A 21,725-nucleotide genomic window follows, 5' to 3' on the forward strand; every position below is an offset into this window, starting at 1 on the left:
GACCGGCGCGGATGACGGTGCCCGGCGGCGCCGAGCTGCTCGATCTGGACGGCAAGGCACGGGCCGCCCTTCGCCCCGGGGGCACATCGGGAGTACGGTCACGACATGGGGCGGATCACGGTGCGCAAGCCGGTGCTGCGGCTGAGCACCGCCGGGGTGCGCGGGCAGCGGCCCGACACGCTGGCGGTGGAGGAGCCACTCGAGATCCGGGTCGGCGGCCGGCCACTGACCATCACGATGCGGACACCGGGCGATGATTTCGATCTTGTGGCGGGGTTCCTGGCGGCCGAGGGGGTCATCGCCGGGGCGGCCGACCTCGCGGGCATGCGCTACTGCGCCGACACCCATGAGCAGAACACTCTCGACGTGGTCCTCGCGGCAGGTGTCAGGCCGCCGGACACGCTGCTGGAACGTGCCTTCACCACGACGAGCGCGTGCGGGGTCTGCGGCAAGGCCAGCATCGAGGCGCTGCGCGCGGACCGCCCGTACGACGTCGCGGCCGACGACGTGGAGCTCACCCCCAAGGTCCTCGCCGGGCTGCCGGACCGGCTGCGCGAGTCGCAGCAGGTGTTCGACCGCACCGGCGGCCTGCACGCGGCCGGGCTCTTTGACCCGGCGGGCGGCCTCCTGGCCGTCCGGGAGGACGTGGGGCGGCACAACGCGGTCGACAAGGTCGTGGGCTGGGCGCTGCGCGCGGGTCTCCTCCCGCTGACCGGCCGGATCCTCATGGTGAGCGGCCGCGCGTCGTTCGAGCTCACGCAGAAGGCGATGCTGGCCGGGATCCCCGTGCTGGCGGCCGTTTCGGCGCCGTCCTCGCTCGCGGTCGAGCTGGCCGAGGACGCCGGGATGACCCTGATCGGCTTCCTGCGCGGCGAGACCATGAACGTCTACACGGGTGCGCAGCGCGTGACCGTCTGATCATCACGCGCGATCATTCACGGTGAACGGGCGTTTTTGTCATCCGCCGATGAAGACCGGCCGGTAACTTGTGGGCCCGAAGGCAAGAAAGCGCAGCGGTCCCACTAGTTCACTGGCGTGCCAGCAGTCCATTCGGCGATTTCCTCGCCGGGACGCCGAAAGACGATCATGAATTCGTCGATTCGGTGCTCGTGTACTGCTCCAGTGACCAGGCGCGCCGGTATGAGGAGCGGAAATGGCAGGGCCTCCCGAAGCGGGATCGATGGTCGAGATCGACGAGCGCCACCCCCGTATCCAGCCCAGACGCGTCTCGTTCGACTGGGAGAAGACGCCCCTGCACTGGATCCCCGGCGACCCGGTCGCGACGCACATGATCAATTCCTTCCACATCGTCCTGCCTGAAGGCGAGAAGTGGTTCATCCAGTGCGTCAAAGATGCGATGCCGCACATCAAGGACGAGAAACTCCTCTCGGAGATCAAAGGATTCATCGGCCAGGAGATGGTGCACGCACGATCCCACCAAGGTGTGCTGACCCAGCTTCTGGAAGTCAACGGGATCGACGTCTCCAAGATCACTGAACCCGCGGCCCAGGGCAACGCCGACCGCCCGGCCCAGATGGCGGCGCTCAAGGAGAGGTCGCCGCGCCTGTGGCGGCTGCGCCTCCAGTTCGAGCTGGCCGCCGTCGCCGCCATCGAGCACTACACCGCCGTGCTCGGCCAGTGGATCATGGACAACGACCGGCTGGACGAGGCCGGCGTGGACCCGACGATGCTGGACCTGCTGCGCTGGCACGGCGCGGAGGAGGTCGAGCACCGCTCCGTCGTGTTCGACGTCTTCCAGCAGATGGGCGGCAAATACCCGATGCGCGTGGCCGCCTGGGCGGTCTCCCTGTTCTTCCTCACGTGGGCCGTGATGGGCGGCGGGATCTACCTGCTGAAGCAGGACCCCACCATCAAGCGCAAGGTGACGTTCCCGCGTGTCTACCGCTCGTACCGCAAGGCCGTGCGCAAGGGCCACATGCCGGGGATCCTCAAGCTGCTGCTCGGCGAAGCGCCCGTCTACCTCAAGCCGTCGCACCACCCGTCGCAGATTTGCTCCACCCCGCAGGCGCTCGAATACCTCCTGAAGTCGCCAGCAGCCCAAGCGGGGGGCTACGACCCGTACTGATCCAGATCCCTCCCCGCCACGTGCGGGACAGGCGCTTCAGAAGCCCCGGCCGGGCCAACGCCCGGCCGGGGCTTCGGCTTGGGTGATGGGTGCCACACCGTCTCGCCTTGACCGAGGTTGCGGAACAGCGGTTAATTAACGATGTGTCCAATAGCGCTGGGTCGCACGTAGGGGAGACCGCATGAGCACGCCGCACAAGACGAGCCCGCACAAGACGGCGCGACGGGTCCGCGGTGACGGAGTCGACCTCGCCGTCTTCGAGCAGGGCGACCGCTCCCGGCCGACCGTGCTCCTGATGCACGGCTACCCCGACACCCACGCCGTCTGGGACGAGGTGACCGACCGTCTGGCGGCGCGCTATCACGTGGTCCGCTACGACGTGCGGGGTGCGGGCGCCTCGTCACGCCCGTTCGGCCGCAAGCGCTACACGTTCGACTACCTGATGGCCGACATGCGTGCGGTGCTGGACGCCACGTGCCCGGACCGGCCCGTGCACCTCGTCGGTCACGACTGGGGCTCCCTCCAGGCGTGGGAGGCCGTCTGCACGATGCCCGAGCGGTTCGCCTCGTTCACCTCGATGTCCGGTCCCTGCTTGGACCACGTGGGGCACTGGATGCGCGGCAAGCTCAGCCGGCCCACACCGCGCAACCTCAAGCACGCGGCGGGACAGAGCGTGCGGTCCTGGTACATCTACTTCTTCCAGACCCCGGTCGTGCCCGAGGTGATGTGGCGGGCCGGGCTGACCAAGCCGTTCACCCGCGCCCTGGAGATCGGCGAGGGCGTCAAGCCGCGCGAGGGGCACCCGGCGCGCACGTTCGCCCGCGACGGGGCCGCCGGCGTCGGCCTCTACCGGGCCAACCTGCTCCAGCGGCTCCGCAAGCCGCGCGACCGCCGCACTGCGGTGCCGACGCAGGTGATCGTGCCGACCAAGGACCTGTTCGTCTCGCCGCACCTGGTGGGCGGCCTGCAAGACCGCGTGCCCAACCTGTCGCTCCGCACGATCGCGGCGGGGCACTGGGTGCCGCGCAGCCACCCCGAGGTCGTCGCCCGGTGGATCACCGAGCACATCACCGCGGTGTCGGGCGGCCCGCTCACCGCGGCCGAGTCACGCGCGCTGCGCCGGGCCCAGGTGAGCCGCGAGCGGCGCCCGTTCGATGGGTCGCTGGTCGTCGTCACCGGCGCGGGCAGCGGCATCGGCCGCGCGACCGCGCTGGCGTTCGCCGACAAGGGCGCCGAGGTGGTGGCCGCGGACCTCGATCTGGCCACCGCGCAGCACACCGCCGAGCTCGCCGGGCTGCTCGGCCGCGGCGCGCACGCCTTCCAGATCGACGTCTCGGACCCGGTCGCGATGGAGGACTTCGCCAAGTCGGTGCTGCACGAGCACGGCGTGCCCGAGGTGGTGGTCAACAACGCCGGGGTCGGCATGGCGGGCGGGTTCCTCGACCACTCGGCGGAGGACTGGCGGCGGGTCCTGGACGTCAATCTGTGGGGTGTCATCCACGGCTCGCGGCTGTTCGGCGCGCAGATGGTGGAGCAGGGCCAAGGCGGGCACATCGTCAACACCGCCTCCGCCGCGGCGTTCACCCCCTCGCGCGCGCTCCCCGCGTACGCCACCAGCAAGGCGGCGGTGCTCATGCTCTCCGAGTGCCTGCGCGCCGAACTGGCGGGCAAGGGCATCGGAGTCAGCGCCATCTGCCCGGGCGTCGTCAACACCAACATCACGCGTACGTCGCGGTTCGTCGGCCGGTCAGAAGAGGAGGAGAGCAAGAGCCAGGAACGGGCGGCACGCGCCTACGCCTTGCGCAACTTCGGCCCGGAGGGCGTCGCCAAGGAGATCGTGGCGGCGGTGCAGAAGAACCGCGCCGTCGCTCCCGTCACCCCGGAGGCCCGGCTGAGCTATCTCACGTCCCGTTTCTCGCCGCGAGTGATGCGTCTGCTCGCCCGCTTCGACGTCGGCTAGCTGGGTTGCCCTGGCAGGTCAGGTCCACCACGGGACGCGGTGGCCGTCAAGCTCGTGGGCGGTGTGGATCAGCGGCACATGGCTGAACGCCTGCGGGAAGTTGCCCACCAGGCGGCCGGTCCTGGGGTCGTACTCCTCCGCCAGCAGGCCCACGTCGTTGCGGAGCGACAGCAGCCGCTCGAAGAGCTGCCGCGCCTCGTCCTCGCGGCCGATGAGCCGCAGGCCGTCGGCGAGCCAGAACGAGCACGCCAGGAACGCGCCCTCCTCGCCCGTCAGGCCATCGGACGACTCGCCCTCCCGGGTCGGGTACCGCCGGACGAACCCGTCGGGCGCGAGCTCCCGCTGGACGGCCTCGATCGTTCCGACCACGCGCGGATCGTCCGCCGGGAGAAAGCCCAGCTGGGGCATCAGAAGCAGGGCGGCGTCGACCTCCTTGGAGCCGTACGACTGGGTGAACGTACCGCGGACGGGATCGAAGCCCTTGGCGCACACGTCCCGGTGGATACGGTCGCGCAGCCGGCGCCAGTGATCGACCGGCCCGGGTCGCCCGAACTCCTCCGAGAGCTTGATGGCGCGGTCGAACGCGACCCAGCACATCATCTTGGAATGCACGAAGTGGCGCCGGTCACCCCTGATCTCCCAGAGCCCCTCGTCGGGCTCCTCCCATCGCGCCTCCACGTACGCGAGCAGCGAGTCCTTCATCGCAGCGATCTCCGGCGCCGGCGGCAGGCCCGCCTTGCGCGCGAGGTAGAGCGTGCTGATCACCTCGCCCGGGACGTCCATCTGGAGCTGGGCCGCGGCGGCGTTGCCCACCCGTACGGGCCGCGAGTCCTCATACCCGCCGAGCCATCCGACCTCCCACTCGGGGAGCCTCCGCTCCCCCGCCACCCCGTACATGATCTGGACGTCCTCGGGGGCGCCGGCGACGGCCCGCAGCAGCCACTGCCGCCAGGCGTCCGCCTCCAGGGTGCAGCCGCTGCGCAGGAGCGCGTCCAGTGTCATGGCCGCGTCACGCAGCCAGCAGAACCGGTAGTCCCAGTTGCGGATGCCGCCGATCGTCTCCGGGAGTGACGTGGTGGGCGCCGCGACGATGCCGCCGGTGGGCGCGTAGGTGAGCGCCTTGAGCGTGATCAGAGAGCGGATGACGGCGTCACGGTAGGTGCCCTCGTAGGAGAACTTGCCGACCCACGTGTTCCACTCCTCCTCGGTCTCCTCCAGCGCGTGCAGGGCGTCGACCGGCCTGGGCGCCGGAAGGTGGGACGGATGCCAGGTGAGCACGAACGGGATCCGCTCCCCCGCACGCACGGTGAACTCCGCGGTGTGCGTGAAATCGTGGCCCGCCACCTTGATCGGGCTTCGCAGCCAGATCGAGTCCGGACCGGCGATCCCGGCGAGCTGGCCGCAGGACTGGTGCATCCAGGGCACGCGGTGGCCGTAGTCGAACCGCAGCCGCAGGTCCATCATCATGCCGACCTCGCCCGAGAGCCCCTCCACGATCCGCACGACGTCGGGCGCCTCACCGCGGTGCGGCATGAAGTCGATGACCCGGACGGCGCCGTCCGCGGTCTCCCACTCGGTCTCCAGGATCAGCGTGTCGCGCCGGTAGCGGCGGCGGGTGGCCCGTCCGGCGCCGGCGGGCGCGAGCTGCCAGCGGCCGTTCTCCTCGGCGCCGAGCAACGCGGCGAAACAGGCCCCCGAGTCGAAGCGCGGCAGGCACATCCAGTCGATGGACCCGTCGTCGCAGACCAGCGCGGCACTCTGGCAGTCGCCGATCAGGGCGTAGTCTTCGATACGTCCCGGCACGTTGCGTCTCCTTGGATGCACGGCCCCTTGAGTTCACCACGAGACCAGCAGGTCAGGCCTACCCGTGATCGACTCTCCGCATGCCCCGGCCGGGGACGATCACGTGCCGCCGGAGCGAACCGTTTGCCGCGGTGGGGTTCCGGCGGGCGGCGGAACATGGGACCTTGGCAGGTAAGAAGACCGCGGCGGGGCCCGCGAAAGCCGACCGAACCGACGCCGGAGTGCTGAACATGCGCATTCGCGACATCCTGCGGAGAAAAGGGAACGCGGTGGCCACGGTGCGACCCGACGCCACCGTCCGGGAGCTGCTGGCCACCCTGGCCGAACACAACATCGGTGCGGCGGTGGTCTCGCCGGACGGTGAGACGATCGCGGGCATCGCGTCCGAACGTGATGTCGTGCGCCATCTGCACGAGCACGGCGCGCGGCTGCTCGACCGGCCCGTGTCGGAGATCATGACGGCCGAGGTGCGCACCTGCGAGCCGCGCGCCGATGTGCACGACCTGCGCATGACGATGACCGAGCACCGGATCCGGCACATCCCCGTCGTGGTCGACGGCCGGCTGGCCGGGCTGGTCAGCATCGGCGACGTGGTCAAGAGCGCGATCGACGAGCTCGAGAGCGAGCGCGAGCACCTCGTCGACTACATCCAGCGCGCGCCCTGATCAACGGCCCGATCGGCCCGACGGGCCGATCGGGACGTCAGACGTAGGCCGTCAGACGTAGGCGGGCAGCGACCGGGCGACGGGGGCGGCGTCGACCTCGCCGTAGGCGGTGGCCAGCCGTTCGACGGCTTCGCGCAACGTCTCCGGCGGCAGCACGTACGGCAGCCGGACGCAGTCTTCGAGCACGCCGTCGACGCCGAAGACCGGGCCGGGCACCACGCGCACGCCGTACCGCCCGGCGACCTCGGCCAGCAGGGTCGCCACCGGGGCACCGAGCCGCACCCACAACGACATGCCGCCCTCGGGCAACTGGAACTCCCAGTCCGGCAGGTGATCGCGCAGCGCCGCGGCCAGCGCGTCCCGGTTGCGCAGCAGTGTCGCCGCCCGCTCGGCGCGCACCTCGTCGAGCCGCAGCAGCAACTCCCGGACGATGAGCTGGTCGAGAACCGGGCTCGCCATGTCCATGGCCTCGCGTGACAACACCAGGCGCCGCGCCAGCGGCGCGGTGGTGCGGATCCAGCCGATGCGCAGCCCGCCCCACAGCAGTTTGGACGCCGAGCCGATCGTGATGACGCGCCCGCCGGTGTCGTACGAGGACAGCGGCGCCATCCGCGGCGCGGCCAGGTCGTGTCCCAGCTCGGCGAACGTCTCGTCGGCGATCACGAAGGCGTCGGCGCGCCGCGCGGCGTCGACCAGCGCGGCCCGGTCGCCGCCGTCCATGAGGCGGCCGGTGGGGTTCTGGAAGTCGGGGATCGTGTAGGCCAGCCGCACCGCGCCCTGCCGCATGCTGCCGGCGATCAGCTCCATGTCCCAGCCCTCGTTGACGCCCACCGGCACCAGCCGCGCTCCGCGCCGCCTCAGCGCCCCGAGGGCGTGGGGGTAGGTCGGCCGCTCGACCAGGACGGCGTCACCGGGATCGATCATGACCTGGGTCAGCACGGTGAAGGCGTGCTGCGCGCCCGTGGTGACGACGATCTGGTCCGGCCGGGTCGGCACGCCCCGCGCCGCGTACATCGCGGCGAGCACCTCGCGGAGCTCGACCAGGCCGGCGGGTTCGTAGCCGGGACCGGCGCTGTAGCGGCCCAGCTCGGCGACCGCGGCGGCGACGGCCGCGTCGAAGATCTCCGGTGCGCCCGGCGTCGCGCAGCCGAGGTCGATGAAACCGGGCCCGTCCGGTGCGTGCGCCATGCCGAACTTCCCGGCGCCGAAGGGCACCGACACCGAGGGCACCGTGCGCGTCGACGGAGCCGCCATGTTGGTCGGGGGCAGCGCCGTCCAGCTGCCGGCGCCCTGCTTGCTCTCGATGAACCCCTCGTCGCGCAGCCGGTCGTACGCCGCCGTCACGGTGGTGCGGCTGACTCCGAGGGCCGCCGCGAGGTCCCGTTCGGCGGGCAGCCGTGTGCGCAGCGCCAGCCGCCCGTCGAGGACGAGCCCGCGCACCGCGTGGGCGAGCGCGGCGTAGAAGGGACGCTCGTGCGGCACCTCACCGAGCAGGCGGGCCAGCTGGGGTCCGCTCACATACCGGGTACTCATACAGACCACTTTTCCATATTGGCCCTTTAGTTACCAGTCCACTTTGAGGCAGGCTATCGGCATCCGGGACCGCCAGGCCGCACACCTCCACAGGTAACGGCACTAATCCGCAGGGACAGAACAGTGGCTTTGATGATGCGTCGATTGGTCCAGCTGTACGCCGGATTGGCCTTGTACGGCTTGGGCATCGCCCTGCAGGTGGACTCCGCTCTGGGCAACGATCCCTGGGATGTGTTCCACCAGGGCCTGTCGCGGCAGTTCGGGCTGTCGATCGGCATGTGGATCATCATCATCGGGGCGCTCGTCATGCTGGCCTGGATCCCGCTGCGGCAGAAGCCCGGCCTGGGCACGATCAGCAACGTGATCCTGGTCGGCGTCTTCGCCGACCTCTTCCTCCATCTGCTGCCCGATCCGTCCGCCCTCGCGGCGCGCTGGGCCTACCTGATCGCGGCGATCGTCGCCAGCGGCTTCGCCACCGGCCTCTACATCGGCGCCGGGTTCGGGCCGGGCCCCCGGGACGGCCTGACGACCGGCCTGGCCGCGCGGGGCCGTTCGATCCGGGTCGTCCGCACCGTCATCGAGCTGAGCGTGCTGGCGACCGGCTGGCTGCTCGGCGGCACGGTGGGGATCGGCACCCTGCTGTACGCCGTCGCCATCGGCCCGCTCGCGCACGTCTTCATCCCGCTGCTGGAGACCAAGAAGCCGCCGGTCGGCCCTTCAGCCGGTCACCAGCCGACCCCGGAGCCGCTGGTGGGCGCCGGTCAGTGACCCCGCCGCAGATCCGCCACAGGGGCGGCCCGGCTCAGATCAGCCGTATGGGCAGCCCGGCTCAGGCAGGGCCGCCGCCCGGTCCCGTTCAGGGCTCGGCGGCCAGTGTGGTCAGGACCGAGCGGAAGTCCTCGGGCAGCACGAGCGTGTCGCCGTCATAGCGGGTCTCCAGGAGCGAGAGCTCGCCGTTGCGCCACCAGTAGAGATGCGGGCTGAGGGAACCCGGGCCGTCCTCGTACGCCTGGTGGGCCTGCCCCTGAAGCTCCCGCGCGGCCGCCACGGCCGCCCGGTAGCCAGCGCGGATGCCGCCGACCGGGTGCTGGATCGGGTGCGCGATGATCAGGCTCCGGTTGGGCGCGACGACCAGCGCGCCGTACGGGCCGATCGGCAGGTATTCCTCCAGCCAGGCCAGGTGGGTCACGGCGTAGAACGTCCAGCCGTGCAGCACCGAGACCCGCACGCCGCCGAGCTCCTGCTCGTCCAGCTGCAACGGCCCGTCGGCCCGCACGTTGGCGCGGCCGAGCATGAACAGCGCGTCGCCGGAGACCGGCCAGCCGTTCATCTCCTCGGTGGTCACCGTCCGCACGGTGGTGGGGGTGTCGACCACCACGGCCTCGATGAGCCCCGGGGCGAACGGGCGGGCCGCGAGCACGCCGTTGTCGGCCTCGGCCGGGTAGATGCGAGTGCGCAGCAGGTTCTGGGCGAGCTCGAAGTCGCTGAGGTCCAGCGGCTCCTCGATCGCGGTGACGATCGTGGTGACGTGGTCGGAGACCAGTGCGGGCCAGTCGTTGCGGGGCACGAGCCGTGCCAGCTGCCGCAGGTTGCGCAGGCTGACGTGGAGGCGGTTGGCGCCCTCGAGCAGCATGACGTCGCCCGGCACCTGGCGGCATGAGTAGCCCAGGCTCTCGGCCACCAGCACCAGAAGGGAGTCGAGGGCGCCGTCGTCCCAGTCGCCGGGACGCGCGTGCCTGCCGCTCATCAGACACCTCCTGCGGGGGCTTGCAGGGTCAGAACGCCGGCGTCGGCGTCCAGCTGGACCCGGGCGCCGAGTTCGAGGGTGAGCTGGCGGGGGCCGTGCCCGGCGGGGACGCCCGCCAGGATCGGGACGCCGAGCGGGCCGAGCCGGTCCGCCACCACGGCGTCCGCCTCGGCTGGATCGCCGCAGTCGGTCCAGGGGCCGAGGACGACGCCTGCGGCGCCGCCGAACCAGCCCGCCTGGAGCAGCTGTGTGAGCATGCGGTCGATGCGGTAGGGCGCCTCGGCCACGTCTTCCAGGAAGACGATGCGCCCGGCTGCTGGAGCCGGTGCGCAGGGCGTGCCGAGCATTGCGGTGAGAAGGGCCAGTGTGCCTCCGGTCAGCAGGCCCTCGGCCCGGCCAGGGCTGAGGGCGTGGGTGCCTTTGACGGCCGCGGGAGCGCTCCCGAACCACGCCGAGCGCAGGCTCGCCAGCGAGGCCTCGTGATCGTCACCGGCGCCCTCCGAGAGGAGGACGCCCGCGGGCATGGGCCCGAACGAGGTGGTGATGCCGAACCGCTCGCCGAATGCCGTGTGGAGCGCGGTGATGTCACTGGAGCCGTGCAGGAGCTTGGGGCCGCGGTCAGTGACCGCCGCCTCCGCCAGCGCCGTCCAGTCGAGATGATCGAGAACCCGGGTGGCCCCGTAACCACCCCGGGCGCACACCACCGCACGCACCTCTGGATCGCACCACGCGGCCTGCAGGTCGGCCGCCCGGTCGGCGTCCGCCCCGGCGAGCCGCTGCCAGTCGTCCCGGACCTGTCCCGCCCCGCCGAGATTGACCCGGTCAAGTGCGTGCTTGGTCACGACGACGTCCAGGCCGAGATCGCGCAGCACCTCGCAGCCGGACTCCAAACGGCCCGGATCCACCGGGCCGCTGGGCGCGATCACGGCCACCCGGTCACCGGGCCGCAGCCTGGCGAACCCCCGGGCGCCCCCGCTTCTCAACCCGATCCCTCCTCGCACCGCAACGGATAGAGCTTGTCAGGAGAAGTACGTGAGCGGAAGGGCAGACCGGTCACGACCCGCCAACAGATCTCTGCGGCCCCCCGGCCCCCGCCCACCACCATCAACGGACGAGCTTCGCTCGGCGTCCCCGTGCTCCAGCCCCCACCGCCCGGCCCCTGGCGGCTCAACCCTGGGCTCCGCAGGCCAGGTCTACCAGGTGCGGGAGCGTTTCGCCGATCGGCTTGGGCAGAACGGCGTCGGCCAGCCCGTCGTAGGGCGTGGGCTGGGCATTGATGATCACGAACCGGGCACCGTGCTCGACGGCCTCCAGGCAGAGGCCGGCCGCGGGCTGGACGGTCAGCGAGGTACCGACGGCGACGAAGAGATCGCAGGACCGGGCCGCGGTGATCGCGGCGTCGAGCACGTCCTGTTTGAGTGACTGGCCGAACGAGATCGTCGCCGACTTCTGGATCCCGCCGCAGTCCGCGCACGGCGGATCCTCCTCCCCCGCGTCCACCCGGGCCAGGATCTCGGGCATCGGGGTGCGGAGCCCGCAGGACAGGCACTCGGCCTCCCGCATCGTGCCGTGGATCTCGATCACGAGCTCGGAGCTCGATCCGGCGCTCTGGTGCAGGCCGTCGATGTTCTGGGTGACGATGGCGCGCAGCCGGCCCGCCCGCTCCAGGGTCACCAGGGCGGCGTGCCCGGAGTTGGGCTTGGCCGACCATGCCGGGTGGTCGCACCGTGACCGCCAGGCACGGCGGCGTACCTCGGGGTCGGCGAGGTAACTGCCGATCGTCGACATGGCCGCGGCCGCCGGGTCCTTGGTCCAGACACCCTGCGGGCCCCGGAAGTCGGGGATTCCGCTGTCGGTGCTGATCCCGGCCCCGGACAGCACCGTGATCGACTGGGCCTCGGGCAACCAGCCGGCGAGCGTCTGGGGGGCGTCCATGGTTCCAGGCTAGGGCCGGAACGCCCCATTCTGTTCCGATTATCCCGAAGCGGATGGGGGATCTCCCAGGGTGGTGGGGGCTGGAGGACGGTGGGGAGCGGTGACCTGGACCGCGAGTGGGGCGAACCTGGTGGGCCGAACGTGGTGGGTCGTCGTCCTCGGCATTACCCGGGAAGTGAGAAACTGGTCCTTCGTATGAGGTCGACGCCGCACATTCTGGTGATCAACGGCACCAAGGTCCGCCGCCCCGTCTTCGTTCTGGGCGCTCCCCACTCCGGTGCGGACCTTGTCGCGCGCTCGGTGAAACGGTCCGCCGGCTTCCATCTGACCGTCGGCCGCCCCGGTGTGCTCCGCGTCTCCTACGCCTTCGCCCGGCGGCCGTCGATCGCCTCCGAACGCGGCCGCGGTGCCGCCCGCGTGCTGCGGGACGCGTTCGCCGAGGCGTGGCAGATCTCCGAGCGCGGCTGCGCGGAGTGCCCGAGCGAGTGCCGTGAGCTGTCCGGCCTGCGGCCGTCCCGGCCGGGGGACGATGACCTCCCCGGGCCGTGCACCGAGCCGCGCGGGGTCTCCCGGTTCGCCGACGCCTCCCCCGACCTGCTCTACAGCGCCGACGTCCTGCTGGACGCCTTTCCCGACGCCCAGTTGCTCCAGGTGATCAGGGACGGCCGGGACGTGGTGGCCGACATGCTCGACGACGAGCGCTGCCTGGCCTGGTTCCGGCCGGGGCTCGCCAATCTGGACGAGGTCTTCCCCAACCCGTTCTTCGGCGTGGAGGACGTCCTGGAGCGCGACCGCTGGCCCCGGGCGGCGATGGCGGTCCGGTGCGCGCTGCGGTGGCGCGGCTCGGTGCGGCTCAGCGCCCGGCTGCGGGCGCAGACGCCCGACGACCAGCTGATGACGGTGCGGTACGAGGATCTGATCTCCCGGCCGAGACGGGTCGCCGACGCGGTGTCGCACTATCTGGAGACGCCGGTCTCCAAGGTCGCCCTGTCCGGGCTGGTGCGGCCCGGCGACCGGGAGGCCGGGGAGCGGCAGGCCGGCGGGTGGCGCGACCGGCTGACCACCCGGCAGCTGATCCAGGTGGAGAAGGTCGCGGGTCCGGAGCTGCGCAGGCTGGGCTATGAGCTCAGCGGCGCTTCATGATCGCAGTCGCTGACGCCGCGACGTCGGGGCCTCGCCAGCCGAGCGCGACACCCGCCGCCCCCAGGCCGACGAGCAGGACGGTATAGCGTCCCGGCCCGCTCTTCACGACCCGTGCGGGGTTGATCGTCGCGGTGTTGATGGTCGGTCGCACGTCTGGTCCCCTCTCCGTGGACGCTCGCTGTCACCTGATGGCGGTCACGCGCCTCCAATCACTGTGACGACAGCAGGTGGCCATCGGGTTGCCATCGTTGCGCGATCAAAGAAAGTCCAGGCGCCGGACGGGCGTATCAGGGGGTCAACTTCTCGGCCGTGAACGGTCCGCTGGCGAACGATGCACTTCCTCCCGGGCATGAATCCCCGGGGTTCCTCACAAAGAATCAGGCTGAAGATCTGCTGCATCGCGGTGATCCGGCGCTTTCGTGGTCTCGGTCTGGTCACTCGGCTCCGAGCGGCTCCGCCGTGCGGGGCTCCTGCCCGTTCTGACGGGCGAACTGGGTGCGGTAGAGCTCGGCGTAGAGCCCGCCGCCGAGCAGGAGTTCCTCGTGCCGCCCGCGCTCCACGACCCGGCCGTCATCGATCACCAGGATCTGGTCCGCCTCCCGGATGGTCGAGAGCCGGTGCGCGATCACCAGCGACGTGCGGCCCGCCAGCGCCGTCTTCAGCGCGCGCTGCACGGCGGCCTCGGACTCGGAGTCCAGGTGCGCGGTGGCCTCGTCCAGGACGACGACCGAGGGGGCCTTCAGCAGCAGCCGCGCGATCGCCAGGCGCTGCTTCTCCCCACCGGACAGCCGGTACCCGCGGTCGCCGACGACGGTGTCGAGCCCCTCGGGCATGTCCGCGATCACACCGCCGATCTGGGCCGCCTCCAGCGCGGCGAGGATCTCCTCATCGGTGGCGCCGGGGCGGGCGTAACGCATGTTCTCGCGGATCGAGTCGTGGAAGAGGTGGGCGTCCTGGCTGACGACGCCGATCTGCGCCCGCAGCGACTCCAGGGTCACCTCCCGGACGTCCTGGCCGCCGACGCGCACGGCCCCGGCGCCGACGTCGTACAGCCGGGACACCAGGTGGGTGATCGTCGACTTGCCCGCCCCGGACGGCCCCACGAGGGCGACCAGCTCGCCCGGCTGGGCCGTGAACGTGACGCCGTGCAGAACGGGCCGTCCTGGCGCGTTGTCGTTGCGCGCGATGGACTCCAGCGACGCCAGGGAGACCTCTTCGGCGGAGGGGTAGGCGAAATGCACCCCGTCGAACTCGACCGCGGGCGCCGCGGCGCCCGCGCCTGCCACGCGTCCCGCTCCATCGCTGTCCGCCCAGCCTCCTTCCAGCGGCGCCGCGCCCTTCCGGTCGCGGATGAGGGGCTTGAGGTCGAGCACCTCGAAGACGCGGTCGAAGCTCACCAGCGCCGTCATCACATCCACGTGCACGTTCGACAGGGCGGTGAGCGGGCCGTACATCCGGGTCAGCAGGGTGGCGAGCGCGACCAGCGTGCCGAGCTGGAAGCCTCCGTCCGTGACGAGCAGGCCGCCGACGCCGTAGACCATGGCCGTGGCGAGCGCGGCGACGAGCGTCAGCGCCGTGAAGAACACCCGCCCGTACATCGCGGCCACCACGCCGATGTCGCGGACCCGCGCGGCGCGGGCGGAGAAGTTCTCCTCCTCCTCGGAGGGGCGCCCGTAGAGCTTGGCGAGCATGGCGCCCGCCACGTTGAACCGCTCGGTCATCAGCGAGCTCATCTCGGCGTCCAGCTGCATCTGCTCGCGGCTGACGCGCTGGAGCCGCTTGCCCACCCACTTGGCCGGCAGGATGAAGATCGGCAACAGCAGCAGCGCGATCAGCGTGACCTGCCAGGACAGGATCAGCATGGTGATCAGCACCAGCACCAAGCTGATCACGTTGGAGACCACCGAGGACAGGGTCGTGGTCAGGGCGCGCTGGGCGCCGATCACGTCGTTGTTGAGCCGACTGACCAGCGAGCCGGTCTGGGCCCGCATGAAGAAGGCGACCGGCTGGCGCTGCACGTGGCCGAAGACCTGCGTGCGCAGGTCGTAGATCAGGCCCTCGCCGATGCGCGCGGAGTACCACCGCTGCGCCAGCCCGAGCACGGCCTCGACCAGGGCGAGCCCGGCCACCGCGACGGCGAGCCAGATCACCAGGTCCTGCCGGCCGGGCACGATGCCCCGGTCGATGATCGCCTTGAGCAACAGCGGGTTGGCGACCACGCTCACCGCGGCGAGCGAGTTCAGCAGCAGGAACAGCACCAGCTCGCGGACGTACGGCCGGGCGTAGCCCGCGATCCGCTTGACCGTGCCGGGCGTGAGCTTCTGCTGGGTCACCGAGCCGTCCCGGCGGAACGACGCCATCACCTGCCAGCCGCTGCCCGGCATACCCGGCATCGACACTGCGTCCTCCGTGTGATCAGTATGCGCTTGTAATCAAGTAAGCAACTCGTTCGTAATCAAGTAAGCATGCCAGTGCGCCCTCACCACAACGCACCTTTCCCCGGGCCGCTTCCCGGCTCAGCTCCTGGCGAAAACCGGCGGCCCTTCAGCGGCTCGCGTGGAGAGCTTCCGGCTCTCTGGCCACCTCTGGGCGATCTTGTGGACTTTGTAGCGGTCCGGTAGTAGATGTAGCCACCTACCCAGGCTCAACCCCTCAGGAGCCCCTAGTGACCCGAAGACTGACGCGTGGCGGCGCCGGCGTGCTCACCCTCACGGCCGCGCTGCTCGCCACGACCGCACTTCCGGCCGGCGCCACCGCGCCCGGTGCGCCGGCACGCCCGCAGATCAAGGTGGAGAACGGTGCGACCCAGCCGGTCTTCTCCCGGGCGGACGCGGTCACCCAGACGGTGAGCATCGAGACCACCGTCGACAGCGACCGTGACGGCGTGCGGGACCGCGTGCAGATGCGCATCATGCGGCCCAAGGAGACCGGTTCCGGCCTCAAGGTGCCGACCATCGTCGAAGCCAGCCCGTACTGGGCGGGCACCCACGACGACGTCCCGATGCATCCCGTCGACATCGACGGCGCGAAGACCCGCTCGCTCGCCGCCGTGCCGCGGAACCTCGCCGAGATCTTCCCCGGCTACCTCGACAACTACTACATCCCCCGCGGCTACGCCGTCGCCCACCTCGACAGCATCGGCACCGGCGGCTCGACCGGCTGCCCGACCTCGGGCGACCGGCAGGAGGCCGCAGGCGCCAAGGCGGCCGTGGACTGGCTGAACGGCCGCGCCAAGGGCTGGGCGGCCGACGGCAGCGAGGTGAAGGCGGGCTGGTCCACCGGCAACGTCGGCATGATCGGCCAGTCGTACAACGGCACGCTGCCCAACATGGCCGCCGCCAGCGGCGTGGTCGGCCTGAAGGCCATCGTGCCGGTCGCCGCGATCTCCAGCTGGTACGACTACTACCGCGCGAACGGCGGCGTCCTCGCACCCGGCGGCTTCCAGGGCGAGGACCTCGACGTCCTGGCCAAGGTCGTGCTGACCCGCAAGAACCCCGAGGTCTGCAAGCAGGTCATCGACGAGCTCACCGCGACGCAGGACCGCGAGACCGGCGACTACAGCAAGGTCTGGGCCGACCGCGACTACGTGGGCCAGGCCCGCAAGGTCCGCGCGGCCGTGATGGTCGTGCACGGCCTGAACGACTGGAACGTGAAGGTCAAGAACTCCGTCCAGTGGTGGAACGCCCTCAAGCAGAGCGGCGTGCCGCGCAAACTCTGGCTGCACCAGGCCAGCCACGCCACCCCGTTCCGGTGGCGGCTCGAGGAATGGCTGCGCCAGACCGGCGCCTGGTTCGACCGGTTCCTCTACAACATCGACACCGGCGTCACCAGGGAGCCGCGGGTCGACATCGAGCGGGCACCCGGCCAGTGGGAGACCGCGAGCGACTGGCCCGTGCCCGGCACGCGCACCGTGCCGGTGAGCCTGAACGCGGGTCCCGCCGGCCAGCCCGGCACGCTGTCGCTGCGGCCGCGCCGCGGCCCGGCACAGTCGATGATCGACGCGGGTCGCACCCGGACCGCCGAGCAGCTGCTGGTGAACGAGAACCAGGCCGACCCGAACCGGCTGGCCTTCCTCACCCCGGCGCTGACCGAGCCGGTCCGCCTGAACGGCATCCCCAAGGCGGCCTTCCGGGCCTCGCTCGACGGGCGCTCGCCGTATCTGACGGCCCTGCTGGTCGACTACGGCACCGACACCCGGCCGACCGGCGCGCGCCTCGACACCGGTGAGCGGGTCTGCTTCGGCCAGGGCGTGCCCGGCGACGACGGCTGCACCACCCGGCAGGCGCACCGCGTCGAGACCGCCCCGTACAAGATCGTCACGCGGGGCTGGCTGGACGGGCGCAACCGGCACAGCCCGAGCCGCACCGAGCCGATCAAGCCCGGCAAGGCGTACGACTTCCGGTGGGACTTCGAGCCGACCGACTACGTCGTCAAGCCCGGGCACCGGCTCGGCGTGATCGTCCTGTCCACCGACTACGACTACACGCTGCGCTATCCGGCGGGCACCAAGCTGACCCTGCAGCCAGGGACCAGCAAGGTGTTCCTCCCGCTGGCCCGCGGCGGCCGTGAGGCCCTGCGCTAGGCCGATGGACGCGGTGTCAGATTTAGACGCTGCGTCAGATTTAGACGCCGTGTCAGGTCTAGACGCCGTGTCAGGTCTAGACGCCGCGTCAGACGCCGCGTAGGACACGGAGAGCCGCGAAGAGGCCCGGACCCGCACTGCGGGTCCGGGCCTCTCCCGTTGAGCTGATCAGGCGCTCTGGGAGCCGAAGAGCTCGCGCAGGCGGCCGATCTGCTCGCGGCGCTCGGCGGCGCACTGCTCGTCAAGCGTGTTGTGGGGAGCCTCCAGCAGCAGCCGCTTGGTGGCCACCGCCGCACCCGGGTTGACCGCGAGGAGCGCCGTGACGATCTCGCCGACGGTCTTGTCGAGGGCGTCCCGCGGCACGACGTGCTCGGCCAGGCCCAGCCGCGCCGCCTCGTCGGCGAGCACGGTGCGCGCGGTGAGGCACAGCTCCAGCGCCCGGTTGACGCCCACGATCTCCACCAGCGGCTTGGTGCCGGTGAGGTCCGGGACGAGCCCGAGCGCGGGCTCCTTCATGCAGAACTTGGTGTCGTCCGCGATCACGCGGATGTCGCACGCCAGGGCGAGCTGGAAGCCGCCGCCGATGGCGTGCCCGTGCACGGCCGCGATGGAGACGATCTCGGGCCGCCGCAGCCAGGTGTAGCCCGCCTGGAGATCGGCGATGAACCGGTCGGACGCGGCCTCGTCGGCGCCGTCGGGGAAAGCCCCGCCCGCGTCCTCCGCGCCCGCGCCGCCCGAGAACATGCCCAGGTCGATCCCGGCCGAGAAGGCCGGGCCCGCGCCGCGCAGCACGACCACGCGGACGCCGCCGGGCAGGGACTCACCGATCTTGGCCAGTCCCCGCCAGGTGGCGAACGTCATGGCGTTGCGGCGCTCGGGCCGGTTCAGCGTGATCGTCGCGATCGCGCCGTCCACGTCGAGCCGCAGCCCTGCCTCGGCCAGTTCGGCCTCGTTCGGGCCCGTGGCCGGATCCGGCCGCGGCTCCTTGACCCTCGCGTCCGACATGACGCTCCTTCCGCAGTGACATAAGTCAGATGACTAAGCCCGGACCTAAGTCGTTTGACTCATGCCCGGGCCGGCGTCATGCGGTACCGGCGCCGGCCGGCGACATGCCGGCCACCCGATCCCGCCGCCGCGACCGAACCATACTCGGTCGGCCGCGGCGGCGGGTCAGGCGGTGTGCTCATCCGGGGGTCGTCGTCCGTTCAGGACTTCTTGCCACGGGTGGCGCCACCGCGTCCCCGCAGGTTGACGCCGGATTCGGTGAGAATCCGGTGGATGAACCCGTACGAGCGGCCGGTGGCGGCTGCCAAGGCGCGGATGCTCTCGCCGGAGTCGTACCTCTTCTTGAGCTCCGCCGCCAGCTTGTCGCGCTCGGCACCGGTCACGCGGGTGCCCTTCTTAAGGGTCTCGGCCACGAGTACCTCCCGTAGTGATGTGGTGACCGCTGCGTTATCCCCCGCCATGATCAGTCATTCCCGCGAGTTCGGCTACCCACTCCGCCAGAAAAGATCTGCGATAGCTGCCGCGCAGGTCACGCAAGTGCCACCAGATCGGCAAACTCGTCACTCCAGATGTCTTCGACACCATCTGGCAGCAAAATCACTCTTTCCGGCCGGAGCGCCTGCACCGCACCCTCGTCGTGGGTCACCATCACGATGGCTCCGGCGAAGGTGCGCAGCGCTCCGAGGATCTCCTCGCGGCTCGCCGGATCGAGGTTGTTGGTGGGCTCGTCCAGCAGCAGGACGTTGGCGCTCGACACCACGAGCATGGCCAGTGCCAGCCTGGTCTTCTCCCCGCCGGACAGGACGCCGGCGGGCTTCTCGACGTCGTCGCCGGAGAACAGGAACGAGCCGAGGATCTTGCGTACCTCGACCGGCGCCAGCCCGGGCGCGGAGGACTGCATGTTCTCCAAGACCGACCGTTCGACGTCCAGCGTCTCGTGCTCCTGGGCGTAGTAGCCGATCCGCAGCCCGTGCCCGGGGATCACCTGGCCGGTGTCGGGCTTGTCGACCCCCGCCATCAGGCGCAACAGCGTGGTCTTGCCGGCGCCGTTCAGGCCGAGGATGACCACCCGGCTCCCCCGGTCGACCGCGAGGTCCACGTCGGTGAAAATCTCCAAAGATCCGTACGATTTCGACAAACCCTCGGCGGTCAGGGGAGTCTTGCCGCACGGCGCCGGGTCCGGGAAGCGGATCTTGGCGACCTTGTCGGCCCGCCGCTCCCCCTCGGCCCCGGCGAGCAGCTGCCGGGCCCGCCGGTCCATCTGCTGGGCCGCCTTGGCCTTGGTGGCCTTGGCGCGCATCTTGTCGGCCTGGGCGAGCAGGGTGGTCGCCTGGCGCTGGGCGTTGGCGGTCTCCCGCTTGCGGCGCCGCTCGTCGGTCTCGCGCTGGTCGAGGTACTTCTTCCAGCCGACGTTGTAGATGTCGATGACGCTGCGGTTGGCGTCGAGGTGGAAGACCCGGTTGACGACGGCGTCGAGCAGCTCCACGTCGTGGCTGATGACCACGAGGCCGCCCTGGTGGGACTTCAGGAAGTCGCGCAGCCAGACGATCGAGTCGGCGTCCAGGTGGTTGGTGGGCTCGTCCAGCAGCAGCGCGTCGGCGTCGGAGAACAGGATCCGTGCCAGCTCCACCCGGCGCCGCTGGCCGCCGGAGAGGGTGCCCAGGGGCTGGGTCATCACGCGGTCGGGCAGGCCGAGGCTGGAGGCGATCGAGGCCGCCTCGGCCTCCGCCGAGTAGCCGCCGAGGACGTGCAGCCGCTCCTCCAGGCGCCCGTACTGGCGGACGGCCTTGTCGCGCTGGCCGTCGCTGGCCGTGGCCATCTGCTCCTCAGCGAGCCGCAGCTTGCGGATCACCTCGTCCAGCCCGCGCGCGGACAGGATGCGGTCACGCGCCAGCTCGTTCAGGTCCACCCCGCGCGGGTCCTGGGGGAGGTAGCCGAGCGTCCCCGACCGGGTGACGGTGCCCTGGGCGGGCTGGGCCTCCCCGGCCAGCACCTTGGTGAGGGTGGTCTTGCCGGCGCCGTTGCGGCCGACGAAGCCGACCCGGTCACCGGGGTTGACCCGGAAGGTGGCGCCTTCGATCAGCAGCCGGGACCCGGCGCGCAGCTCGATGTCGTTCGCAATGATCACTGTGACAGGGCTCTCTGACGGAGGGTTCGACGGCTCTGCGGCTCAACGGAAAGGGCTCAACGGAAAACAGGCGGACGCACAAACGCGCGTCGGCGGTCCGGTCGACCGCGACGCGCGCGCTGGGGGCCTGTCAGCTCGGGAGCGAAACCATCCGATCAGTGTACGTGACGCGGAAGGCACTTCCCTCCCAGCAGAGGCGGCACGTTAGAAGAGTGCCGCTCCTGGCCATACCGATCTAAGGGAACCGGGGGAGGACGCGCAGGGGGCGGTCCAGGATGCGCAGTACGGGCGTGATGCGAGATACGCCGGGCGCTCCGACCCGGCACGAGGGAGTGTGAGTCCCGATGGTCCACGTAACGAGCAACGCACCCAGCGGCACACCGAACTGGCTGGATCTCGGCATCCCGGATCTGGACCGGGCCAAGGAGTTCTACGGAACGGTCTTCGGCTGGGAGTTCCAGGACTACGGCGCCGAGGCGGGCCACTACCACGCCTGCCTGCTCCGGGGAGAGCCGGTCGCAGGGATCATGAAGAACCCCGACGACGCCCCGGCCGAGTACTGGTGGCAGATGTACTTCGCCACCGACGACTGTGACGGTACCGTCAAGCGGGCGTCCGACGCCGGCGCCACCGTGGTGATGCCGCCCGACGACGTCATGGACCAGGGCCGGATGGCGATCCTGCGTGATCCGACCGGGGCCCAGTTCGGGCTCTGGCAGGGCCGTGCCCACGTCGGCTCGCAGTTCCGTGACGAGCCGGGCTCGCTGGTGTGGAGCGAGCTGGTCACCGCCGATCCCCAGGCCGCGCGCGACTTCTACAGCGCGGTCTTCGAGTACACGCTCGAAGAGATGCCGGGCGACTTCGACTACACGGTCCTCAACCGGCCGGACGGCCAGGCCATCGGCGGCATCGAGGGGCGGCCCGACATGCAGGGCGCGTCCTGGGTGGTCTACTTCGAGACCGCCGATCCGGACGAGACCGTCCGGCGTGTCCGCGACACCGGCGGCACGGTGGTCACCGAGCCCGAGGACACGCCCTACGGCCGTCTCGCCACCGTCAAGGACCCGTTCGGCGTCCCGTTCCGCGTGATGCGGTCGGCTCCCCCGGAAGGGACCTGACCGACCGCGGAGCCCGGCCC

18 protein-coding genes are annotated in these 21,725 nt (G+C 70.9%); 8 read left to right on the plus strand and 10 right to left on the minus strand.

Annotated features, from left to right (window positions below; genetic code table 11):
- The first annotated feature begins 105 nt into the window (after window positions 1–105).
- The 3 genes from fdhD (at window position 106) to ACH34W_RS12170 (ending at window position 4,046) form a co-directional block, all read left to right on the plus strand.
- Window positions 106–918 (plus strand): formate dehydrogenase accessory sulfurtransferase FdhD, encoded by an 813-nt coding sequence (fdhD, locus tag ACH34W_RS12160; RefSeq protein WP_395960902.1) that lies wholly within the window; start codon window positions 106–108, stop codon window positions 916–918.
- 235 nt (window positions 919–1,153) lie between these two features.
- Window positions 1,154–2,086 carry a metal-dependent hydrolase gene (locus ACH34W_RS12165; RefSeq protein WP_395960903.1) on the plus strand — a complete coding sequence of 311 codons (933 nt, stop codon included), beginning with the start codon at window positions 1,154–1,156 and terminating at the stop codon, window positions 2,084–2,086.
- A 181-nt stretch (window positions 2,087–2,267) separates the two neighbouring features.
- Window positions 2,268–4,046, plus strand: a complete 1,779-nt coding sequence (locus ACH34W_RS12170) for an SDR family oxidoreductase (RefSeq protein ID WP_395960904.1) — start codon at window positions 2,268–2,270, stop codon at window positions 4,044–4,046.
- 18 nt (window positions 4,047–4,064) lie between these two features.
- On the opposite strand, the gene ACH34W_RS12175 is transcribed toward ACH34W_RS12170, so the two are convergent.
- Window positions 4,065–5,849: a glycoside hydrolase family 15 protein gene (locus tag ACH34W_RS12175; RefSeq protein ID WP_395960905.1), complete on the minus strand. Its 1,785-nt coding sequence runs from the start codon at window positions 5,847–5,849 to the stop codon at window positions 4,065–4,067.
- A 230-nt stretch (window positions 5,850–6,079) separates the two neighbouring features.
- Here ACH34W_RS12175 and ACH34W_RS12180 point away from each other — a divergent pair, with 230 nt between their 5' ends.
- Complete coding sequence (locus tag ACH34W_RS12180) at window positions 6,080–6,514, plus strand: CBS domain-containing protein (protein ID WP_395961181.1); 435 nt, start codon at window positions 6,080–6,082, stop codon at window positions 6,512–6,514.
- A 51-nt stretch (window positions 6,515–6,565) separates the two neighbouring features.
- Here ACH34W_RS12180 and ACH34W_RS12185 read toward each other — a convergent pair whose 3' ends face one another.
- Window positions 6,566–8,047: a PLP-dependent aminotransferase family protein gene (locus tag ACH34W_RS12185; RefSeq protein ID WP_395960906.1), complete on the minus strand. Its 1,482-nt coding sequence runs from the start codon at window positions 8,045–8,047 to the stop codon at window positions 6,566–6,568.
- A 132-nt stretch (window positions 8,048–8,179) separates the two neighbouring features.
- Between ACH34W_RS12185 and ACH34W_RS12190 the strand changes: the two genes are divergently transcribed.
- Window positions 8,180–8,815 (plus strand): YitT family protein, encoded by a 636-nt coding sequence (locus ACH34W_RS12190; protein ID WP_395960907.1) that lies wholly within the window; start codon window positions 8,180–8,182, stop codon window positions 8,813–8,815.
- A gap of 88 nt (window positions 8,816–8,903) precedes the next feature.
- Here the strand turns inward: ACH34W_RS12190 and ACH34W_RS12195 are convergent, their stop codons facing one another.
- From ACH34W_RS12195 to ACH34W_RS12205, 3 genes are all read right to left on the minus strand, one after another.
- Window positions 8,904–9,794 (minus strand): hypothetical protein, encoded by an 891-nt coding sequence (locus ACH34W_RS12195; protein WP_395960908.1) that lies wholly within the window; start codon window positions 9,792–9,794, stop codon window positions 8,904–8,906.
- A complete protein-coding gene (locus ACH34W_RS12200) occupies window positions 9,794–10,777 on the minus strand; it encodes an LD-carboxypeptidase (protein WP_395960909.1) in 984 nt (327 codons plus the stop codon). Before ACH34W_RS12200 ends, ACH34W_RS12195 begins: the two co-directional genes overlap by 1 nt.
- A 184-nt stretch (window positions 10,778–10,961) precedes the next feature.
- Complete coding sequence (locus ACH34W_RS12205; RefSeq protein WP_395960910.1) at window positions 10,962–11,729, minus strand: SIR2 family NAD-dependent protein deacylase; 768 nt, start codon at window positions 11,727–11,729, stop codon at window positions 10,962–10,964.
- Between the two features lie 195 nt (window positions 11,730–11,924).
- Here ACH34W_RS12205 and ACH34W_RS12210 point away from each other — a divergent pair, with 195 nt between their 5' ends.
- Window positions 11,925–12,872, plus strand: a complete 948-nt coding sequence (locus tag ACH34W_RS12210; RefSeq protein ID WP_395960911.1) for a sulfotransferase family protein — start codon at window positions 11,925–11,927, stop codon at window positions 12,870–12,872.
- Here ACH34W_RS12210 and ACH34W_RS12215 read toward each other — a convergent pair.
- Together ACH34W_RS12215 and ACH34W_RS12220 are read right to left on the minus strand one after the other, a co-directional pair.
- A complete protein-coding gene (locus tag ACH34W_RS12215; RefSeq protein WP_395960912.1) occupies window positions 12,856–13,023 on the minus strand; it encodes a hypothetical protein in 168 nt (55 codons plus the stop codon). The two genes, ACH34W_RS12210 and ACH34W_RS12215, sit on opposite strands and share 17 nt — an antisense overlap.
- 283 nt (window positions 13,024–13,306) lie before the next feature.
- Window positions 13,307–15,265, minus strand: a complete 1,959-nt coding sequence (locus tag ACH34W_RS12220; RefSeq protein WP_395961182.1) for an ABC transporter ATP-binding protein — start codon at window positions 15,263–15,265, stop codon at window positions 13,307–13,309.
- 272 nt (window positions 15,266–15,537) lie between these two features.
- Between ACH34W_RS12220 and ACH34W_RS12225 the strand changes: the two genes are divergently transcribed.
- Window positions 15,538–17,454: a Xaa-Pro dipeptidyl-peptidase gene (locus tag ACH34W_RS12225; protein ID WP_395960913.1), complete on the plus strand. Its 1,917-nt coding sequence runs from the start codon at window positions 15,538–15,540 to the stop codon at window positions 17,452–17,454.
- A gap of 168 nt (window positions 17,455–17,622) precedes the next feature.
- Here ACH34W_RS12225 and ACH34W_RS12230 read toward each other — a convergent pair whose 3' ends face one another.
- The 3 genes from ACH34W_RS12230 to ACH34W_RS12240 form a co-directional block, all read right to left on the minus strand.
- Window positions 17,623–18,459: an enoyl-CoA hydratase/isomerase family protein gene (locus ACH34W_RS12230; protein WP_395960914.1), complete on the minus strand. Its 837-nt coding sequence runs from the start codon at window positions 18,457–18,459 to the stop codon at window positions 17,623–17,625.
- 200 nt (window positions 18,460–18,659) lie between these two features.
- Window positions 18,660–18,872 (minus strand): helix-turn-helix domain-containing protein, encoded by a 213-nt coding sequence (locus tag ACH34W_RS12235; RefSeq protein ID WP_012852589.1) that lies wholly within the window; start codon window positions 18,870–18,872, stop codon window positions 18,660–18,662.
- 116 nt (window positions 18,873–18,988) lie between these two features.
- Window positions 18,989–20,587 carry an ABC-F family ATP-binding cassette domain-containing protein gene (locus ACH34W_RS12240; RefSeq protein WP_395960915.1) on the minus strand — a complete coding sequence of 533 codons (1,599 nt, stop codon included), beginning with the start codon at window positions 20,585–20,587 and terminating at the stop codon, window positions 18,989–18,991.
- A 344-nt stretch (window positions 20,588–20,931) separates the two neighbouring features.
- On the opposite strand from ACH34W_RS12240, the gene ACH34W_RS12245 reads away from it, so the two are divergent.
- Window positions 20,932–21,705: a VOC family protein gene (locus ACH34W_RS12245; RefSeq protein ID WP_395960916.1), complete on the plus strand. Its 774-nt coding sequence runs from the start codon at window positions 20,932–20,934 to the stop codon at window positions 21,703–21,705.
- Window positions 21,706–21,725 lie beyond the last annotated feature (20 nt).

The sequence above is a fragment of the Actinomadura sp. 6N118 genome, from assembly GCF_044326415.1.
Lineage (GTDB): Bacteria > Actinomycetota > Actinomycetes > Streptosporangiales > Streptosporangiaceae > Spirillospora.